The 13,697-nt window shown below is 65.8% G+C and carries 14 protein-coding genes; 9 read left to right on the top strand and 5 right to left on the bottom strand.

Annotated features, from left to right (window positions below):
• Positions 1–18 precede the first annotated feature (18 nt).
• Genes V9K97_RS15570 through V9K97_RS15555 form a run of 4 tightly spaced genes read right to left on the bottom strand, consistent with a single transcriptional unit; the run spans position 19 to position 3,416 of the window.
• Complete coding sequence (locus tag V9K97_RS15570) at positions 19–795, bottom strand: glycosyltransferase family 2 protein (protein ID WP_337319102.1); 777 nt, start codon at positions 793–795, stop codon at positions 19–21.
• The gene (locus tag V9K97_RS15565; protein ID WP_258506589.1) at positions 762–1,565 is read right to left on the bottom strand and encodes a lysophospholipid acyltransferase family protein; all 804 of its coding nucleotides are present in this window, start codon (positions 1,563–1,565) and stop codon (positions 762–764) included. Before V9K97_RS15565 ends, V9K97_RS15570 begins: the two co-directional genes overlap by 34 nt.
• Positions 1,566–1,596: 31 nt before the next feature.
• Positions 1,597–2,625 (bottom strand): chorismate transformation enzyme, FkbO/Hyg5 family, encoded by a 1,029-nt coding sequence (locus tag V9K97_RS15560; RefSeq protein WP_258506588.1) that lies wholly within the window; start codon positions 2,623–2,625, stop codon positions 1,597–1,599.
• 2 nt (positions 2,626–2,627) lie between these two features.
• Positions 2,628–3,416: a class I SAM-dependent methyltransferase gene (locus V9K97_RS15555; protein ID WP_126746026.1), complete on the bottom strand. Its 789-nt coding sequence runs from the start codon at positions 3,414–3,416 to the stop codon at positions 2,628–2,630.
• Between the two features lie 115 nt (positions 3,417–3,531).
• Between V9K97_RS15555 and V9K97_RS15550 the strand changes: the two genes are divergently transcribed.
• The 8 genes from V9K97_RS15550 to rng are packed head-to-tail and all read left to right on the top strand — an operon-like array spanning position 3,532 to position 10,404.
• Positions 3,532–4,257, top strand: coding sequence for a YebC/PmpR family DNA-binding transcriptional regulator (locus V9K97_RS15550; protein ID WP_126746025.1), 726 nt, complete (start codon positions 3,532–3,534; stop codon positions 4,255–4,257).
• A 28-nt stretch (positions 4,258–4,285) separates the two neighbouring features.
• Positions 4,286–5,584: a phosphoribosylamine--glycine ligase gene (gene purD / locus V9K97_RS15545; protein WP_258506586.1), complete on the top strand. Its 1,299-nt coding sequence runs from the start codon at positions 4,286–4,288 to the stop codon at positions 5,582–5,584.
• Positions 5,584–6,501 (top strand): oxygen-dependent coproporphyrinogen oxidase, encoded by a 918-nt coding sequence (gene hemF, locus V9K97_RS15540; protein WP_337319098.1) that lies wholly within the window; start codon positions 5,584–5,586, stop codon positions 6,499–6,501. The genes purD and hemF overlap by 1 nt, the downstream gene beginning before the upstream one ends.
• On the top strand, positions 6,498–7,124 hold the full coding sequence (gene nadD / locus V9K97_RS15535; RefSeq protein ID WP_337319096.1) for a nicotinate (nicotinamide) nucleotide adenylyltransferase: 627 nt from the start codon (positions 6,498–6,500) through the stop codon (positions 7,122–7,124). Before hemF ends, nadD begins: the two co-directional genes overlap by 4 nt.
• Positions 7,124–7,804, top strand: a complete 681-nt coding sequence (gene rsfS / locus V9K97_RS15530) for a ribosome silencing factor (RefSeq protein WP_258506581.1) — start codon at positions 7,124–7,126, stop codon at positions 7,802–7,804. The genes nadD and rsfS overlap by 1 nt, the downstream gene beginning before the upstream one ends.
• Positions 7,801–8,268, top strand: coding sequence for a 23S rRNA (pseudouridine(1915)-N(3))-methyltransferase RlmH (gene rlmH, locus V9K97_RS15525; protein WP_081270496.1), 468 nt, complete (start codon positions 7,801–7,803; stop codon positions 8,266–8,268). Before rsfS ends, rlmH begins: the two co-directional genes overlap by 4 nt.
• On the top strand, positions 8,265–8,870 hold the full coding sequence (locus V9K97_RS15520) for a Maf family protein (protein WP_337319093.1): 606 nt from the start codon (positions 8,265–8,267) through the stop codon (positions 8,868–8,870). Before rlmH ends, V9K97_RS15520 begins: the two co-directional genes overlap by 4 nt.
• A gap of 7 nt (positions 8,871–8,877) precedes the next feature.
• Complete coding sequence (rng, locus tag V9K97_RS15515) at positions 8,878–10,404, top strand: ribonuclease G (RefSeq protein ID WP_337319091.1); 1,527 nt, start codon at positions 8,878–8,880, stop codon at positions 10,402–10,404.
• A gap of 15 nt (positions 10,405–10,419) precedes the next feature.
• Here rng and msbA read toward each other — a convergent pair whose 3' ends face one another.
• Entirely contained in the window at positions 10,420–12,204 is a 1,785-nt protein-coding gene (gene msbA / locus V9K97_RS15510) for a lipid A export permease/ATP-binding protein MsbA (RefSeq protein ID WP_337319090.1), read from the bottom strand.
• A 251-nt stretch (positions 12,205–12,455) separates the two neighbouring features.
• Here msbA and tolB point away from each other — a divergent pair, with 251 nt between their 5' ends.
• Positions 12,456–13,682: a Tol-Pal system beta propeller repeat protein TolB gene (gene tolB / locus V9K97_RS15505; RefSeq protein WP_337319088.1), complete on the top strand. Its 1,227-nt coding sequence runs from the start codon at positions 12,456–12,458 to the stop codon at positions 13,680–13,682.
• The last annotated feature ends 15 nt before the right edge of the window (positions 13,683–13,697 follow it).

Raw genomic sequence — 13,697 nt, 5'->3', positions numbered from 1 at the left:
CCTGGGCCCTCCGAAGCGCTATCTCTGAAAAGGCGGCGCCCCCCGGAGCTTGCGAAAAACAAGCCCAGGCAGCCGCAGCACGAATTCGACCATCAGCCGCGTGTGCATCCACGTCAGCAGCACGTTGTCTCGCCCATAGCGAAAGTGCGAAACCCCGCCTTCCTCGGCCGTCAGGTACTTCACCGGCGCATCGATGTTCACGGGCTTGACACCCCGCCAGGCCAGCCGCACGACGGCTTCGGTGTCGAAGTCGAAGCGGCGCATCCACGGCTGCCGCGCCATCACGGCGATCAGGTCGGCCACCGGGTACACGCGAAATCCGTAGAGCGAATCGCCGACGCCGGCAAACAGGGTTTCCAGCTGCGTCCAGCCGTTGGACACGCGCCTTCCGCGCACGCGCAGCAGCGGGGCGGAGGCGTCGAACACCGGCCGGCCGAGCACCATGGTTTCGGGCCGCGCCTGCGATGCGGCCATGAACGAAGGAATCAGGTCGGCCGGATGCTGACCGTCGGAATCCATGGTCAGTGCATGTGTGAAGCCGGCCTCGCGTGCCGCGCGCAGGCCGTGCAGCACCGCCGCGCCCTTGCCCTGGTTCTGCGGCAGCAGCCAGACCCGCAGGCCCGGGTCGCGCGTGGCCATTTGCTGCAGGCGTTCGCCGGTGCCATCGGTGCTGCCGTCCACCACCACCCACACGGGGTTCCATTGGGCTCGCGCCGCTTCGACGGTCGAAAACAGGCGCTCGCCCGTGTTGTAGCTGGGGATCAGGACAAGGTGTGTGCGCGAGGCGTCTGGCATGCGGGGGACGCGTCGGTGGCGCGCTGTTCCATGTTTTGGCGAAAGTATTGTTCCAGCTCCGATTGCAGCACATGGCTGTCTTGCAACGGCGCGAACCGCTCACCCAGCCGCAGCTTGAAGACGATGGGCAGCGGCGGCACGCGCCACAGCGGCCAGCCCTTGCTGAGGTACGGCGAATCGGTTTCGATGAACACGGTCTGGATGGGGGCTTGCGCGAGCTTGGCAATCAGCGTTACGCCGTGCCCGAAGGGGTTGAGCGGCGGCGTTACCGTGCGCGTGCCTTCCGGAAAAATGACCAGCTGCCCGCCGTTGCGAAGGTCTGCCACGGCCAGGCGCACCATGGTGCGCGCCGATTCGTTGCTGATGTAGCGCGCAAGACGCGCACCCGCGCCAAGAAAGATGTTGCGCAGCAGGTCGGCCTTCATGATGCAGGCGCTGCGCGGCAGCCGAGCCACCAGCAGCAGCGCATCGAGCATCGTGGGGTGGTTGGCAACGAAGATCACGCCGGGCTCGCTGCGCATCGGGTCGAGGCAGCTCGCATCGATGCGCATCATTCCGGTCACCGAGGCAAGGCCCCAGAACATTCGGTAGGCAAGGGCGATGGTCAGGCGGCCCAGCTTGCGTGCGGGTGCCTCCGGCATGACCGGATACAGCAGCATGGCGACGAAGTTCCAGACCAGCGAAATCAGGCCCAGGAACAGCAGCAGCGCGTAGAGCATCAACGCGAGCGGAATGGTCGTGAGAATGCGCAGCACGCGGGTCATCGACATCTCGTCGGTCCGGTCGAATCGCAACAACGGGTCAGTCCCGCAGGCGACCCGGGGCGACGGCATGGGCTTCGATCTCCACCAGCAGGTCGCTGCGGCAGATGTCCGCCTCCAGGTAGACCGCATGGCGGATCATCGGCGCGTCGGCGCCCAGCGCGTTCTCGAGCACGCTGCGCACCGCGTCGGTGTCGGCCGGATGGCGCACATAAACCACGCAGTCGAGCATGGCGAGCGAAAACGTGGCCGTGACCTGGCTGTTGGCCGCCGCGATCACCGCCTCGAGGTTGCGCAGCGTTTCGCGCGTTTGCTCCAGCACGTCCCCCTGGTGAACGGTTTCGTGGCCCACGATGCTCGCGGTGCCCGAGATGAAAAGCGCCACGTCGCCATTGCCGACATCCGCCAGCGCGGCGCGCGAAAAGGTGGGCGAGCGCGGGCCGTAGGTTTCGGGATAGCGGTAGGCCGAAACCTGGCGCGGATTCTCGACCGGCACGGGCGCCGTTTGCCCGGCCAGGAACCGGATGGACAGCGCCCCCTGGTGAATGCCCAGCGCGCACGCCGCTGGGGCGCCTTCGAAGGCAGCGCGGCCGGCCTCGAAAAACGCTTCTTGCCGCCCGAGGTTGAACTGGCGGTATCGCTCCAGCCCGCCGCCGTCGGCATTGATCTGCGGCAGGTAGTTCCAGATGCGCAGCAAGTGCGGCGTGGCGGCGTGGTCGAGTGTCTTGAAGAGATCGCGGTACGCGCTGTGCGCGATTTCGGCGAGGTTCTGTTTTTCCGCGGATTCATCGATGTCGATGGCACCGAGCAGCCAGTGGCCGTTGCTGCGCCAGCGGGCGATGCCCGTGGTGCCCGACTGGACCTGCCCGCCGTTCACGTGCCACACGTCGGCCATGGCGCCCTCTGCGGAAAGTACGCGCGCGTTGACCGTCGGCATCCATGCCAGCCCGTGCGGCGTGCCGTAGCCGAGCGCTGCAAAAGGCGCGGTGCCGTTGGCGGCCAGCGCAAGGCTGTCGGACAGTGAAAGGCGCTCGACGCGCAGATGAGAAATTTCGCCCTGTACTCGCACGGTCAGCCGGCCTCGACGGTGTTTTCTGGCTTGCGGGCCATGTATTCGGAAAAAACCCCCAGGCTTGCATGCCGGCGCACTTCGGTGAAGCCGGCGGCACGCAAGGCCTCCAGAACGCGCTCGGGGGGAATGCAGGCCTCGATGGTGTCCCAGTAGTAGCGCCACAGCTCCGAGGTGTTGCTGCGGCGGCCGACGACCCGGGCAATCAGCGGCACCACAGCGCGCATGTAGCCCTTGAGCAGGGCGGTGGCGATGCGGCCCTGCGGCTTGGTGATTTCGAGCACCACCAGGCGGCCGCCGGGTCGCAGCACACGGTGGAACTCGCTGAATGCGGCCGCCACGTCGCTGATGTGGCGCATGGCGTAGCCCATGCTCACGAAGTCGCAGCTGGCATCGGGCCGGGGCAGCGATTCCGCCACGCCCGGAACCAGCTCCACGCCCGGCAGGTTGATCTGTTCCATCATGCCCACGCTGGGATCGACGCCCACCAGCTTGCCCGTGGGGCCGATGATCTTGAGCGCCTCGCGCGCAACCAGCCCGGTGCCGATTCCCACGTCGAGCACCTGCGCGCCCGCAACGAGGCCGGCTTGCGTCAGCGCGGCCCGCCGGTATGCCGGGCCGGTGCCGAAGGCGAGCACGCTCTCGATGCGGTCGTAGTCGGCGGCGGTGCTGTCGAAGATGCGGCGCAGAAACGCCTGGTGCTCCGCCTCGTTCTTGTAATACAGCGGCAAGGGGGTGTGCGGCGGCAGGATGGCCGGATTCCCGGGAGCGACAGAAGGCGATGGCGTCATCGAAGGATTATCACCAAAAGACCTGGCCGCTTCGGCTCCGCCGACGGGCCGTTGCGTGCGCCGGACAGTAAACTCGGAGCCTGCTTTGAAAACACAGGATTGCGAGAAAGAAGTCATGGCCGGACACAGCAAATGGGCAAACATTCAGCACCGGAAGGGCCGCCAGGACGAGAAGCGCGGCAAGCTCTGGACGCGCGCCATTCGCGAAATCACAGTGGCCGCCCGCACCGGCGGCGGCGACCTAAGTGCTAACCCTCGGTTGCGGCTGGCGGTGGAAAAAGCCAAGGCAGTCAACCTGCCGATCGACACCGTCAAGCGCAACATCGACAAGGCCACCGGCAACCTCGAAGGCGTGAATTACGAAGAAATTCGTTACGAGGGGTACGGAATCGGCGGCGCGGCAATCATCGTCGACACCATGACCGACAACCGCGTGCGTACCGTGGCCGAAGTGCGCCACGCATTTTCCAAGCACGGCGGCAACATGGGCACCGAAGGCTCGGTGGCCTTTCAATTCAAGCACTGCGGGCAGATCATCTTTGCGCCCGGCACCGACGAAGACAAGGTGATGGAGCTTGCGCTCGAAGCCGGCGCCGAAGACGTGGTGACCGACGATGACGGCGCCATCGAGGTGCTCACCGCCGTTGGCGACTTCGAAGCCGTGAAGAACGCGCTGGAGGCCGCCGGCCTGAAGCCCGAGGTGGCCGAGGTCACCATGCGGCCTGAAAACACCGTCGAAATAACCGGCGAAGACGCGGCCAAGATGCAAAAGCTGCTCGATGTGCTCGAAGACTTGGACGATGTCCAGGAGGTCTATCACAACGCGGCGCTTTCCGAATGAACGACATACAGCGAATGAAGGCCTGCGAATGAAGGTACTGGTAATTGGAGGAGGGGGCCGCGAACACGCCTTGGCGTGGCGCCTGGCGCAGGCCAACCGGGTCAGCCGCGTGTACGTGGCGCCGGGCAATGGCGGCACCGTGAGCGACGAGCGCTACGACTGCATCGACATCACCGAGCCCGCCGCGCTGCGCGAGTGGGCCATGAAGGAAAAGATCGCGCTGACCGTGGTCGGCCCCGAGGCGCCATTGGCTGCCGGCGTGGTGGATGAATTCCGCGCGCACGGCCTGCGCATCTTCGGCCCCACGCAGGCCGCGGCGCAGCTGGAAAGCTCCAAGGCGTTCTCCAAGGCGTTCATGAAGCGCCACAAGATTCCCACGGCCGAGTACGAGGCCTTTACCGACGCGGCCGCGGCCCACGCGTACATCGATGTCAAGGGCGCGCCCATCGTCGTCAAGGCCGACGGCCTCGCTGCCGGCAAGGGCGTGGTGGTGGCCATGACCGCACAAGAGGCGCACGAGGCCGTCGACTTCATGCTGGTCGACAACAAGTTCGGCGTGTCGCACAACGACGGCGGTGCGCGCGTCGTCATCGAAGAGTTCCTGCAGGGCGAAGAAGCCAGCTTCATCGTGCTGTGCGACGGCAAGAACGTGACCGCGCTGGCCACCAGCCAGGACCACAAGCGCCTGCTCGACAACGACGAGGGCCCCAACACCGGCGGCATGGGAGCCTATTCGCCCGCGCCGGTGGTCACGGCCGAGGTGCACGCGCGTGCCATGCGCGAGATCATCCTGCCGACGATTCGCGGCATGGAAAAAGACGGCATTCCGTACACCGGTTTTCTCTATGCCGGCCTCATGATCGATCCGTCGGGCCACCCCAAGACGCTCGAGTTCAACTGCCGCATGGGCGACCCCGAGACGCAGCCGATCATGATGCGGCTCAAGTCCGACCTGTTTGAGGTGTTCTGGCACGCGACCGACGGCACGCTCGACCAGGTCGAGCTGCAGTGGGACCGGCGCGTGGCGCTGGGTGTGGTGATGGCGGCGCACGGCTACCCGCTCTCGCCGCGCAAGGGCGACCGCATCACGGGCATTCCGGCCGAGGCGCCCGATGCCGTGGTGTTCCATGCCGGCACCACGCAGCAAGACGGCGAACTCAAGACCAGCGGTGGCCGCGTGCTTTGCGTGACCGTATTGGCGGACAGCGTGAAGCTCGCGCAGCAGCGGGCTTATGAAGTGGCGGCGCGCATCAACTTCGATGGCGCGCAGTACCGCAAGGACATCGGGTACCGGGCGGTTCACGCGCGCAACAACCCGCAGGCTTGATGCAGCAGACCAATCCGGCAGCAGTCGGCGACTACCTGCGCGGCCTTCAGCAGCAGATCGTCGAAGCGGTAGAAGCAGCGGACGGCGGCGCCTGCATGCGCGATGCCTGGCAAAAAGAACCTGGAGAGGCTTTGCAGGGACACGGCCTTACCTGCATTCTTGAAGGCGGAGAGCTGTTCGAGCGGGCGGGCTGCGGTTTCTCGCAGGTACGCGGGCCCAGGCTGCCGCCTTCAGCCACGCAGAACAGGCCTGAACTCGCGGGCGCCCCCTTCGAGGCCATGGGCGTTTCGCTGGTGTTCCACCCGCGCAATCCTTACGTGCCCATCGTTCACATGAACGTGCGCATGCTGGCCGCGTTGCCTGAGGGCAAGGACCCGGTGTGCTGGTTCGGCGGCGGCATGGACCTGACGCCTAGCTACGGCTTCGAGGAAGACGCGGTGCACTTTCACACCGTGTGCCGCGATTCGCTCGCTGCATTCGGCGACGACAAATACCCGCGCTTCAAGACGTGGTGCGACGAGTATTTCTTTCTGAAGCACCGCAATGAGCAGCGCGGCATCGGCGGCATCTTTTTCGACGACTTTTCCGAAGGCGGTTTCGAGAACGGTTTTGCCATGCTGCGTTCCGTGGGCAATGCTTTTCTGCCGGCTTACATGCCCATCGTAGAGCGCCGCCGCGGCATGCCGTGGGGCGAGCGCGAACGGGCGTTTCAGCTGTACCGGCGCGGGCGGTATGTCGAGTTCAACCTGGTGTGGGACCGCGGCACGCACTTCGGGCTGCAGTCCGGCGGGCGCACCGAATCGATCCTGCTGTCGATGCCGCCGCTTGCAAGCTGGGCCTACCGCCAGCAACCCGAACCTGGCAGCCCCGAAGCCGCGCTGTACAGCGACTTCATCGTGCGGCGCGACTGGTTGTGAGTTTCTCCGGCGCTCCGCGCATCGGCGTTTTCGGCGGCGCATTCGATCCGCCTCACAACGCCCACGTGGCCCTGGCCGAAGCAGCGCTTTCGCAGCTCGGCCTGGCCGAACTGCACATCATTCCTACTGGCCAGGCCTGGCACAAGAGCCGCACGCTCACGCCGGCGCAAGACCGTCTTGCGATGGCGCGGCTGGCTTTTGCAGGGCTTGCGGGCACCGTGGTGGTCGACAGCCGCGAAGTGTTGCGCGACGGCCCCACTTACACGCTCGATACTCTGCATGAGTTGCGGAATGAACAACCCGGTGCGCAGCTGGTCTTGATCATGGGCGCCGACCAGGCCACCGCCTTGCCCACATGGCACGGCTGGCAGGCTATACTCGGCATTGCTATTGTTTCTGTAGCGTATCGCGCACTATCGACGGGCGGCATTGCTCGTTTTGATCCGAAAATGCTGCCCGGCCTTCCGGCTGGCGCACGTTTCGAAGCGCTCGAATTACCGGCCATGGACACCAGCGCCACCGAAATCCGGCGGCGCGCGGTGCTTGGCGAGGACATTTCCTCGCTGGTTCCGTCCGCCGTTGCACGCTATATTGACCAACACCACCTTTACCGCCCTGCCTGATGACCACTGAAGCCGCCGCCAAGAAAGACACCCAGAAACTCCAGCGAGCCATCATCGATGGACTCGAAGACGTCAAGGCGCAGGACATTCAGGTTTTCGACACAGAGCATCTTTCGCCGCTGTTCGAGCGCGTGATCGTTGCCTCGGGCACCTCCAACCGCCAGACCAAAGCGCTGGCCGCGAGCGTTCGCGACGCGGTGCGCGAGGCCGGTTTCGGCAAGCCGCGCATCGAGGGCGAGGACAACGGCGAGTGGATCATCGTGGACTGCGGCGCGGCCGTGGCGCACATCATGCAGCCCGCCATTCGCCAGTACTACCACCTCGAGGAGATCTGGGGCGACAAGCCCGTGCGCGCGAAGCTCGGCGGCACCAAGCCGGCGCTTGCCACCGCCGCCAAGGTGACCGAAGAGAAGAAGCCCGTCGCCGCCAAGATGCCCAACCTGCGCCGTACCAGCGCGGCCAAGACCGCCATTCGCGCGGCCGAGCAAGAGGCCAAGGCCGAGAAGGCCAGCCGGAGCCCGGCGAAGAAAACCGCCGCGAAGAAGGCGCCTGCCAAGAACGCTCCCGCCAAGAAGACCACGACCGCGCGCGTGCCGGTCAAGGTCGTGGGCAAGCCCGCCGCGAAGAAGCCCGCGGCAAAGAAGGCGCCTGCCAAGAAGGCGCCAGCGCGCCGCGCATGAAGCTCCTGGTGGTCGCCGTCGGGCAGCGCATGCCCGACTGGGCGCAGACTGCCTGGGACGACTACGCCAAGCGCTTCCCGCCGGAGCTCAAGCTCGAGCTGCGTGCGGTCAAGACCGAACCCCGCGGCTCCAAGTCGCTCGAAACGCTTTACGCCGCTGAACGCGAGCGCATCGAAGGCGCCATTGCCAGGGGCATGCGCATCGTGGTGCTCGACGAGCGCGGCACCGCGCTTACTACCAAGGCACTGGCCGCGCGCCTGCAAAGCTGGCAAGGCGAGGGCGATGACGTCGCGCTCGTCATTGGCGGGCCCGACGGGCTCGACCCGGCTTTCAAGGCTGCGGCACATGAACGTATTCGCTTGTCCGACCTGACCCTGCCGCACGCCATGGCGCGCGTGCTGCTGGTCGAGCAGCTGTACCGGGCCTGGTCCGTCAACGCGGGCCATCCGTACCACCGGGAATGACACCAGACTTCATCTATCTCGCGTCGCAGAGCCCGCGCCGTGCCCAACTGCTCGGCCAACTTGGCGTTCGCCATGAACTGCTGCTTGCCGGCCCCGATGAAGACGCCGAATCGCTCGAAGCGGCGTTGCCCAACGAATCGCCCACCGCCTATGTGCAGCGCGTCACAGGGCTCAAGCTCGACGCTGCCGTTGCGCGGCGCAAGCGCCACGGCCTGGCCGATGCGCCGGTGCTCTGCGCAGACACCACGGTCGCGCTGGGCCGCACGATTCTCGGCAAGCCCGAAGACGCGCGCGACGCCGAGCGCATGCTCGCGTTGCTCTCCGGCGCCACGCACCGCGTGCTGACGGCCGTCGCGCTGCAGCACGGCCGCCGCCGCTACGCCGCGCTCAGCGTTTCGCGCGTGCGCTTCGCGGCAATCGGCAAGAAGCAGATCGCGCGCTATGCCGCAAGCGGCGAGCCGCTCGGCAAGGCCGGCGCCTATGCAATTCAAGGGGCGGCGGCTGCGTTCATCGAACACATCAGCGGGTCCTATTCGGGCATCATGGGACTCCCGATGTTCGAGACCGCGCAGCTTCTTCGCAGCGCCGGTTTCAATACCTGAGAACTCCATGCAAGACATCCTGATCAACTGGTCCCCGCAAGAGACCCGTGTGGCGCTGGTCGAGCACGGCGCCGTGCAAGAGCTGCACATCGAACGCACGCTGGAGCGCGGGCTGGTCGGCAACATCTACCTGGGCAAGGTTTCGCGCGTGCTGCCGGGCATGCAGTCGGCCTTCATCGACATCGGCCTGGAACGCACGGCCTTCCTGCATGTGGCCGACATTGTGGCGCCGTTCACGCCGGGCTCGCGGCCGAGCGCACCCGCGCCCGACCGCGACCACCGCAACGGCGGGCCGATGGTGCCCATCGAGAAGCAGGTGTTCGAAGGCCAGTCGCTCCTGGTGCAGGTGATCAAGGACCCGATCGGTACCAAGGGTGCGCGGCTCTCGACGCAGATCAGCATTGCGGGCCGGCTGCTGGTGTTCTTGCCGCAAGACAACCACATCGGCGTTTCACAGAAGATTCCTTCGGACCAGCGCGAATCGTTGCGCGCTCGCATGCTCGCGCTGATAGAGGCTGCCGCGGCAGCCGACAGCGGCGGCGTGGTGCCGGCCAACACGGGCGGCTTCATTCTGCGCACCAACGGCGAAGACTCGTCCGATGCCGAACTGGCCGAAGACATCGCCTACCTTCGCAAGACCTGGTCTCGCATTCGCGATTCGTCGGGCAAGGTGCCGCCCATGTCGCTGCTGCACCAGGACTTGAGCCTGCTGCAGCGCGTGCTGCGCGACATGACCAGCGAAGACACGCAGACCATCCGCATCGACTCGCGCGAGCAGTTCGAGGTGCTGCTGAAGTTCGGGCTCGAATACATGCCGCAGGCGGCCGGCAAGCTTCAGCACTACAAGGGCGAGCGGCCGATCTTCGACCTGTATTCGGTCGACGAGGAAATTGCGAAAGCACTGGGTCGGCGGGTCGATCTCAAGTCGGGCGGCTACCTGGTGGTCGACCAGACCGAGGCGCTCACCACGGTGGACGTGAACACAGGCGGCTTTGTGGGCGCGCGCAATTTCGACGACACCATTTTCAAGACCAACCTCGAGGCGGCGCAGGCCATTGCGAGGCAGCTGCGGCTGCGCAACCTGGGCGGGATCATCATCGTCGACTTCATCGACATGGGGCGCGACGACCATCGCGAGCAGGTGCTGGCGGAGTTTCGCAAGCAGCTCGCGCGCGACCGCGTCAAGACCACTGCCGGCGGCTTCTCTCAGCTCGGGCTGGTCGAGATGACGCGAAAGCGCACGCGCGAATCGCTGGCGCACATGCTGTGCGAACCCTGCGCGGCATGCGGCGGGCAAGGCATCGTGAAAACGGCGCGCAGCGTGGCCTACGACGTGATGCGCGAGATATTGCGCGAGGCGCGGCAGTTCACGCCGCGCGAATTCCGCATCGTTTCATCGCCGCAGGTGATCGAACTGTTCCTGGACGAAGAAAGCCAGCACCTTGCGGGCTTGAGCGACTTCATCGGCAAGCCTATTTCATTGCAGGCCGAGCCCGCCATCGGGCAAGGGCAATACGACATCGTATTGCTCTGACCCGAAGGCCTCGGTTCAGAGCGTCGGGTCCTGTCCCGGCGTTGCACTGCGCACAGCCAGCGTCTGCAGGCGCGCATAGAGCCCGTCGAGCGCCATCAGCTGTTCATGGCTGCCTTGCTCGGCAATGCGGCCTTTTTCCATCACGATGATGCGGTCGGCGTGCTGGATGGTCGAAAGCCGGTGCGCCACGATCAGCGTGGTGCGGTTCTGCATCAGGCGCTGCAGGGCGTCTTGCACCAGCCGCTCCGATTCGGTGTCGAGCGCGGAGGTGGCTTCGTCGAGCAGCAGGATGGGCGCGTTCTTGTAGAGCGCGCGCGCAATCGCCAGGCGCTGCCGCTGGCCACCCGAAAGCTGCGTGGCGTTGTGGCCGAGCACGGTGTCGATGCCCAGCGGCAGGCTCTCCACATGGCTGGACAGGTTCGCTGCATCTATGCACTGCTGCACCCGGTCGCGATCGATTTCGGAGCCCAGCGCCACGTTGGCGGCCAGCGTGTCGTTGAGCATCACCACGTCCTGGCTCACCATGGCGAACTGCGCGCGCAGGCTCTTGAGCTCCCATTCGGCGGTGTCGTGGCCGTCGAGCAGCACCTGCCCGCCGCTCGGCAGCACGAAGCGCGGCAGCAGGTTGACCAGCGTGGTCTTGCCGGAGCCCGAGGGGCCGACGAAAGCCACCACTTGCCCAGGCTCGATGGCAAGGCTCACGCCGTCGAGCGCGCGGGCTTCGTCTTCGCCGCGGTAGCTGACCACCGCATCGCGCAGCTCGATGCGGCCTTGCGCACGTTCGATGCGGAAGCTCCCTTGCGGCTCGGAGGACACATCGTCGATCAGCACCAGGCCGCGCTCGAGGGCGGCCAGGCCGCGGGTGATGGGCGCGGCCATGTCCGCGAGGCGGCGAATGGGCGCAATCAGCATCAGCATGGCGGTGATGTAGGCGACGAAACCGCCCACCGTGAGGCCCTGCTCGCCGCTTTGCCAGAGCGCAATCATCACCACCACCGACAGCGCAAGCGACGCCATCATCTGCGTGAGCGGCGTCGTGGCTGCCTGCGCGATGGTCGACTTCACGGCCAGCCGGTTCAGGCGCTGGCTCAGCTGCTCGAAGCGTTCGCCTTGCGCTTCTTCGGCGCCGTGCAGCCGCACCATGCGGTGCGCGAGCACGTTTTCTTCCACCACGTAAGCCAACTCGTCGGTGGCTTGCTGGCCTTGCTGCGTCAGGCGATAGAGGCGCTTGGAGAACACCTTCATGATCCACGAGATGCTCGGCACCAGGAAGGCGACGATGAGCGTGAGCTTCCAGTTCAGGTAGACCAGGTAGGCGAGCAGCGCAACCAGCGTGAAGCCGTCGCGCGAAAGCCCGAGCAGCGCCTGCACCAGCAGCATGGAGCCGGTCTGCACCTCATACACCACCGTGTTGGAAAGCGCGCTGGCCGACTGGCGTGAGAACAGCGCCAGCTCGGCCCCGAGCAGCCGCTGGAACAGCACGCGCCGCAGCCGCTGCATGCCTTCGTTGGCAATGCGCGAGAGCGCGTATTGGGAAATGAACTGCGCAATGCCGCGCACCGCAAACAGCAGCAGCACGGCAGCGGGCACCATCCAAAGCGCCAACTGCCCGCGGTTGAATCCGCGGTCGAGCAGCGGCTTGAGCAGGGCGGCCATCAAGGGCTCGGTAATGGCCGCCATCAGGGCGCCGACGATCCCGACGGCCCACCAATGGCGTGAGCCGCCGAACCAGGTCATGAGGCGCGCCAGCCGGCGAATCAGGGGAGGGCGTGCGGTCTCACTGCCGGGGGATGCTTGCATGGCGGCGGATTCTACGGGGCGCCCAAACAGGCCTTCAGCAAGGTGTCATGTAGGACCGCGCCGCCCAATACACGTTTTGTGACGGCACGATCAAACCAGTGTGTAACATGTGGCCCGTCGCATCGGGTAGAACTTTTTTCCCCGAAACATCTCCGAACCGCATGAACAAGCCGTTGCCAGTTTCCATTCCAACTCCTTCTTCATCGTTTTTTGCACGCCGCGGTCTTGTCGCGGCTCTTGCTGCAACTCCCATGCTGCCCGTGCTCGCCCAGTTCCGGGTCGAGGTGTCGGGCGTCGGGCTGACGCAGCTGCCCATTGCGCTGGTCCCGTTCAAGGGCCAGGACGCCTCGCCCCAGAAAATTTCCGAGATCGTGCAGGCCGACCTCGAACGCAGCGGCCAGTTTCGCGGCGTCGATGCCTCCGGCCAGGCGCTCGACGAAGCCTCGCGCCCCGACCTCGCGCTGTGGCGCCAGCGCACCGCGGATTCGCTGGTGGTCGGCAGCGTCACGCGGCTGGGCGATGGCCGCTTCGACGTGCGCTTTCGCCTCTGGGATGTGGTGCGCGGACAGGACCTCGGCGGCCAGAGCTACACCGTTCCGCAGGGCGACCTGCGGCTCGCGTCGCACCGCATTGCCGACTACGTCTATGAAAAGCTGACCGGCGACAAAGGCATCTTCTCGACCCGCATTGCCTACGTGACCAAGGGCGGCAGCCGCTATTCGCTGTGGGTGGCGGACGCCGACGGCGAGAACGCGCAGGCCGCGCTCGCGAGCCCGGAACCCATCATTTCGCCCGTGTGGTCGTCCAACGGCCAGCAACTCGCGTATGTGTCCTTCGAGTCGCGCAAGCCCGTGGTGTACGTGCACAACGTGGCCAGCGGCCAGCGCCGCCTGCTTGCGAACTTTCGCGGCTCCAACAGCGCGCCGGCATGGGCACCCGACGGCAACTCGCTGGCGGTTACGCTCAGCCGTGACGGCGGCTCGCAGCTCTACACCATCGCGGCCGGCGGCGGCGAGCCGCGACGCCTGACCCAGAGCGCCAGCATCGACACCGAGCCTGTCTACTCGGCCGACGGCAGCACGATCTACTTCGTGAGCGACCGCGGCGGTGCTCCCCAGATCTACAAGATGAGCGCCGGAGGCGGCGCGCCAACCCGTGTCACCTTCAGTGGCACCTACAACATTTCTCCTTCTGTCAGCGGCGATGGTCGGTGGTTGGCCTACATCTCCCGCGTTGGCGGTGCGTTCAAACTCCACGTGATGGAGTTGGCAACCGGCAATGTCTCGGCCATCACCGACACCTCGGCAGACGAGAGCCCAAGCTTTGCCCCCAATAGCAAGCTGATCGTCTACGCAACGCACCTGCAAGGCCGCGAAGCGCTCATGACGACCACGCTGGACGGAAAAATCAAGGCACGGCTGGCGGGGCAGGCGGGAGACATTAGAGAACCGGACTGGGGTCCGTTTCAAAAGCAATGACCAAGGTTTATTTGA

Origin of the sequence: Variovorax sp. CCNWLW186 (assembly GCF_037203865.1) — a bacterium.
GTDB lineage: Bacteria > Pseudomonadota > Gammaproteobacteria > Burkholderiales > Burkholderiaceae_C > Variovorax.
The sequence above is the reverse complement of the archived record's forward strand: the minus strand, read 5'-3'. Positions and strand labels throughout refer to the sequence as shown.

What these genes read in the sequence shown, in the direction of transcription:
- V9K97_RS15570 (WP_337319102.1), bottom strand. Translation starts at nt 795, where the DNA reads ATGCCAGACGCCTCGCGCACACACCTTGTCCTGATCCCCAGCTACAAC.
- V9K97_RS15565 (WP_258506589.1), bottom strand. Translation starts at nt 1,565, where the DNA reads ATGTCGATGACCCGCGTGCTGCGCATTCTCACGACCATTCCGCTCGCG.
- V9K97_RS15555 (WP_126746026.1), bottom strand. Translation starts at nt 3,416, where the DNA reads ATGACGCCATCGCCTTCTGTCGCTCCCGGGAATCCGGCCATCCTGCCG.
- V9K97_RS15550 (WP_126746025.1), top strand. Translation starts at nt 3,532, where the DNA reads ATGGCCGGACACAGCAAATGGGCAAACATTCAGCACCGGAAGGGCCGC.
- purD (WP_258506586.1), top strand. Translation starts at nt 4,286, where the DNA reads ATGAAGGTACTGGTAATTGGAGGAGGGGGCCGCGAACACGCCTTGGCG.
- hemF (WP_337319098.1), top strand. Translation starts at nt 5,584, where the DNA reads ATGCAGCAGACCAATCCGGCAGCAGTCGGCGACTACCTGCGCGGCCTT.
- rsfS (WP_258506581.1), top strand. Translation starts at nt 7,124, where the DNA reads ATGACCACTGAAGCCGCCGCCAAGAAAGACACCCAGAAACTCCAGCGA.
- rlmH (WP_081270496.1), top strand. Translation starts at nt 7,801, where the DNA reads ATGAAGCTCCTGGTGGTCGCCGTCGGGCAGCGCATGCCCGACTGGGCG.
- V9K97_RS15520 (WP_337319093.1), top strand. Translation starts at nt 8,265, where the DNA reads ATGACACCAGACTTCATCTATCTCGCGTCGCAGAGCCCGCGCCGTGCC.
- rng (WP_337319091.1), top strand. Translation starts at nt 8,878, where the DNA reads ATGCAAGACATCCTGATCAACTGGTCCCCGCAAGAGACCCGTGTGGCG.
- msbA (WP_337319090.1), bottom strand. Translation starts at nt 12,204, where the DNA reads ATGCAAGCATCCCCCGGCAGTGAGACCGCACGCCCTCCCCTGATTCGC.
- tolB (WP_337319088.1), top strand. Translation starts at nt 12,456, where the DNA reads ATGCTGCCCGTGCTCGCCCAGTTCCGGGTCGAGGTGTCGGGCGTCGGG.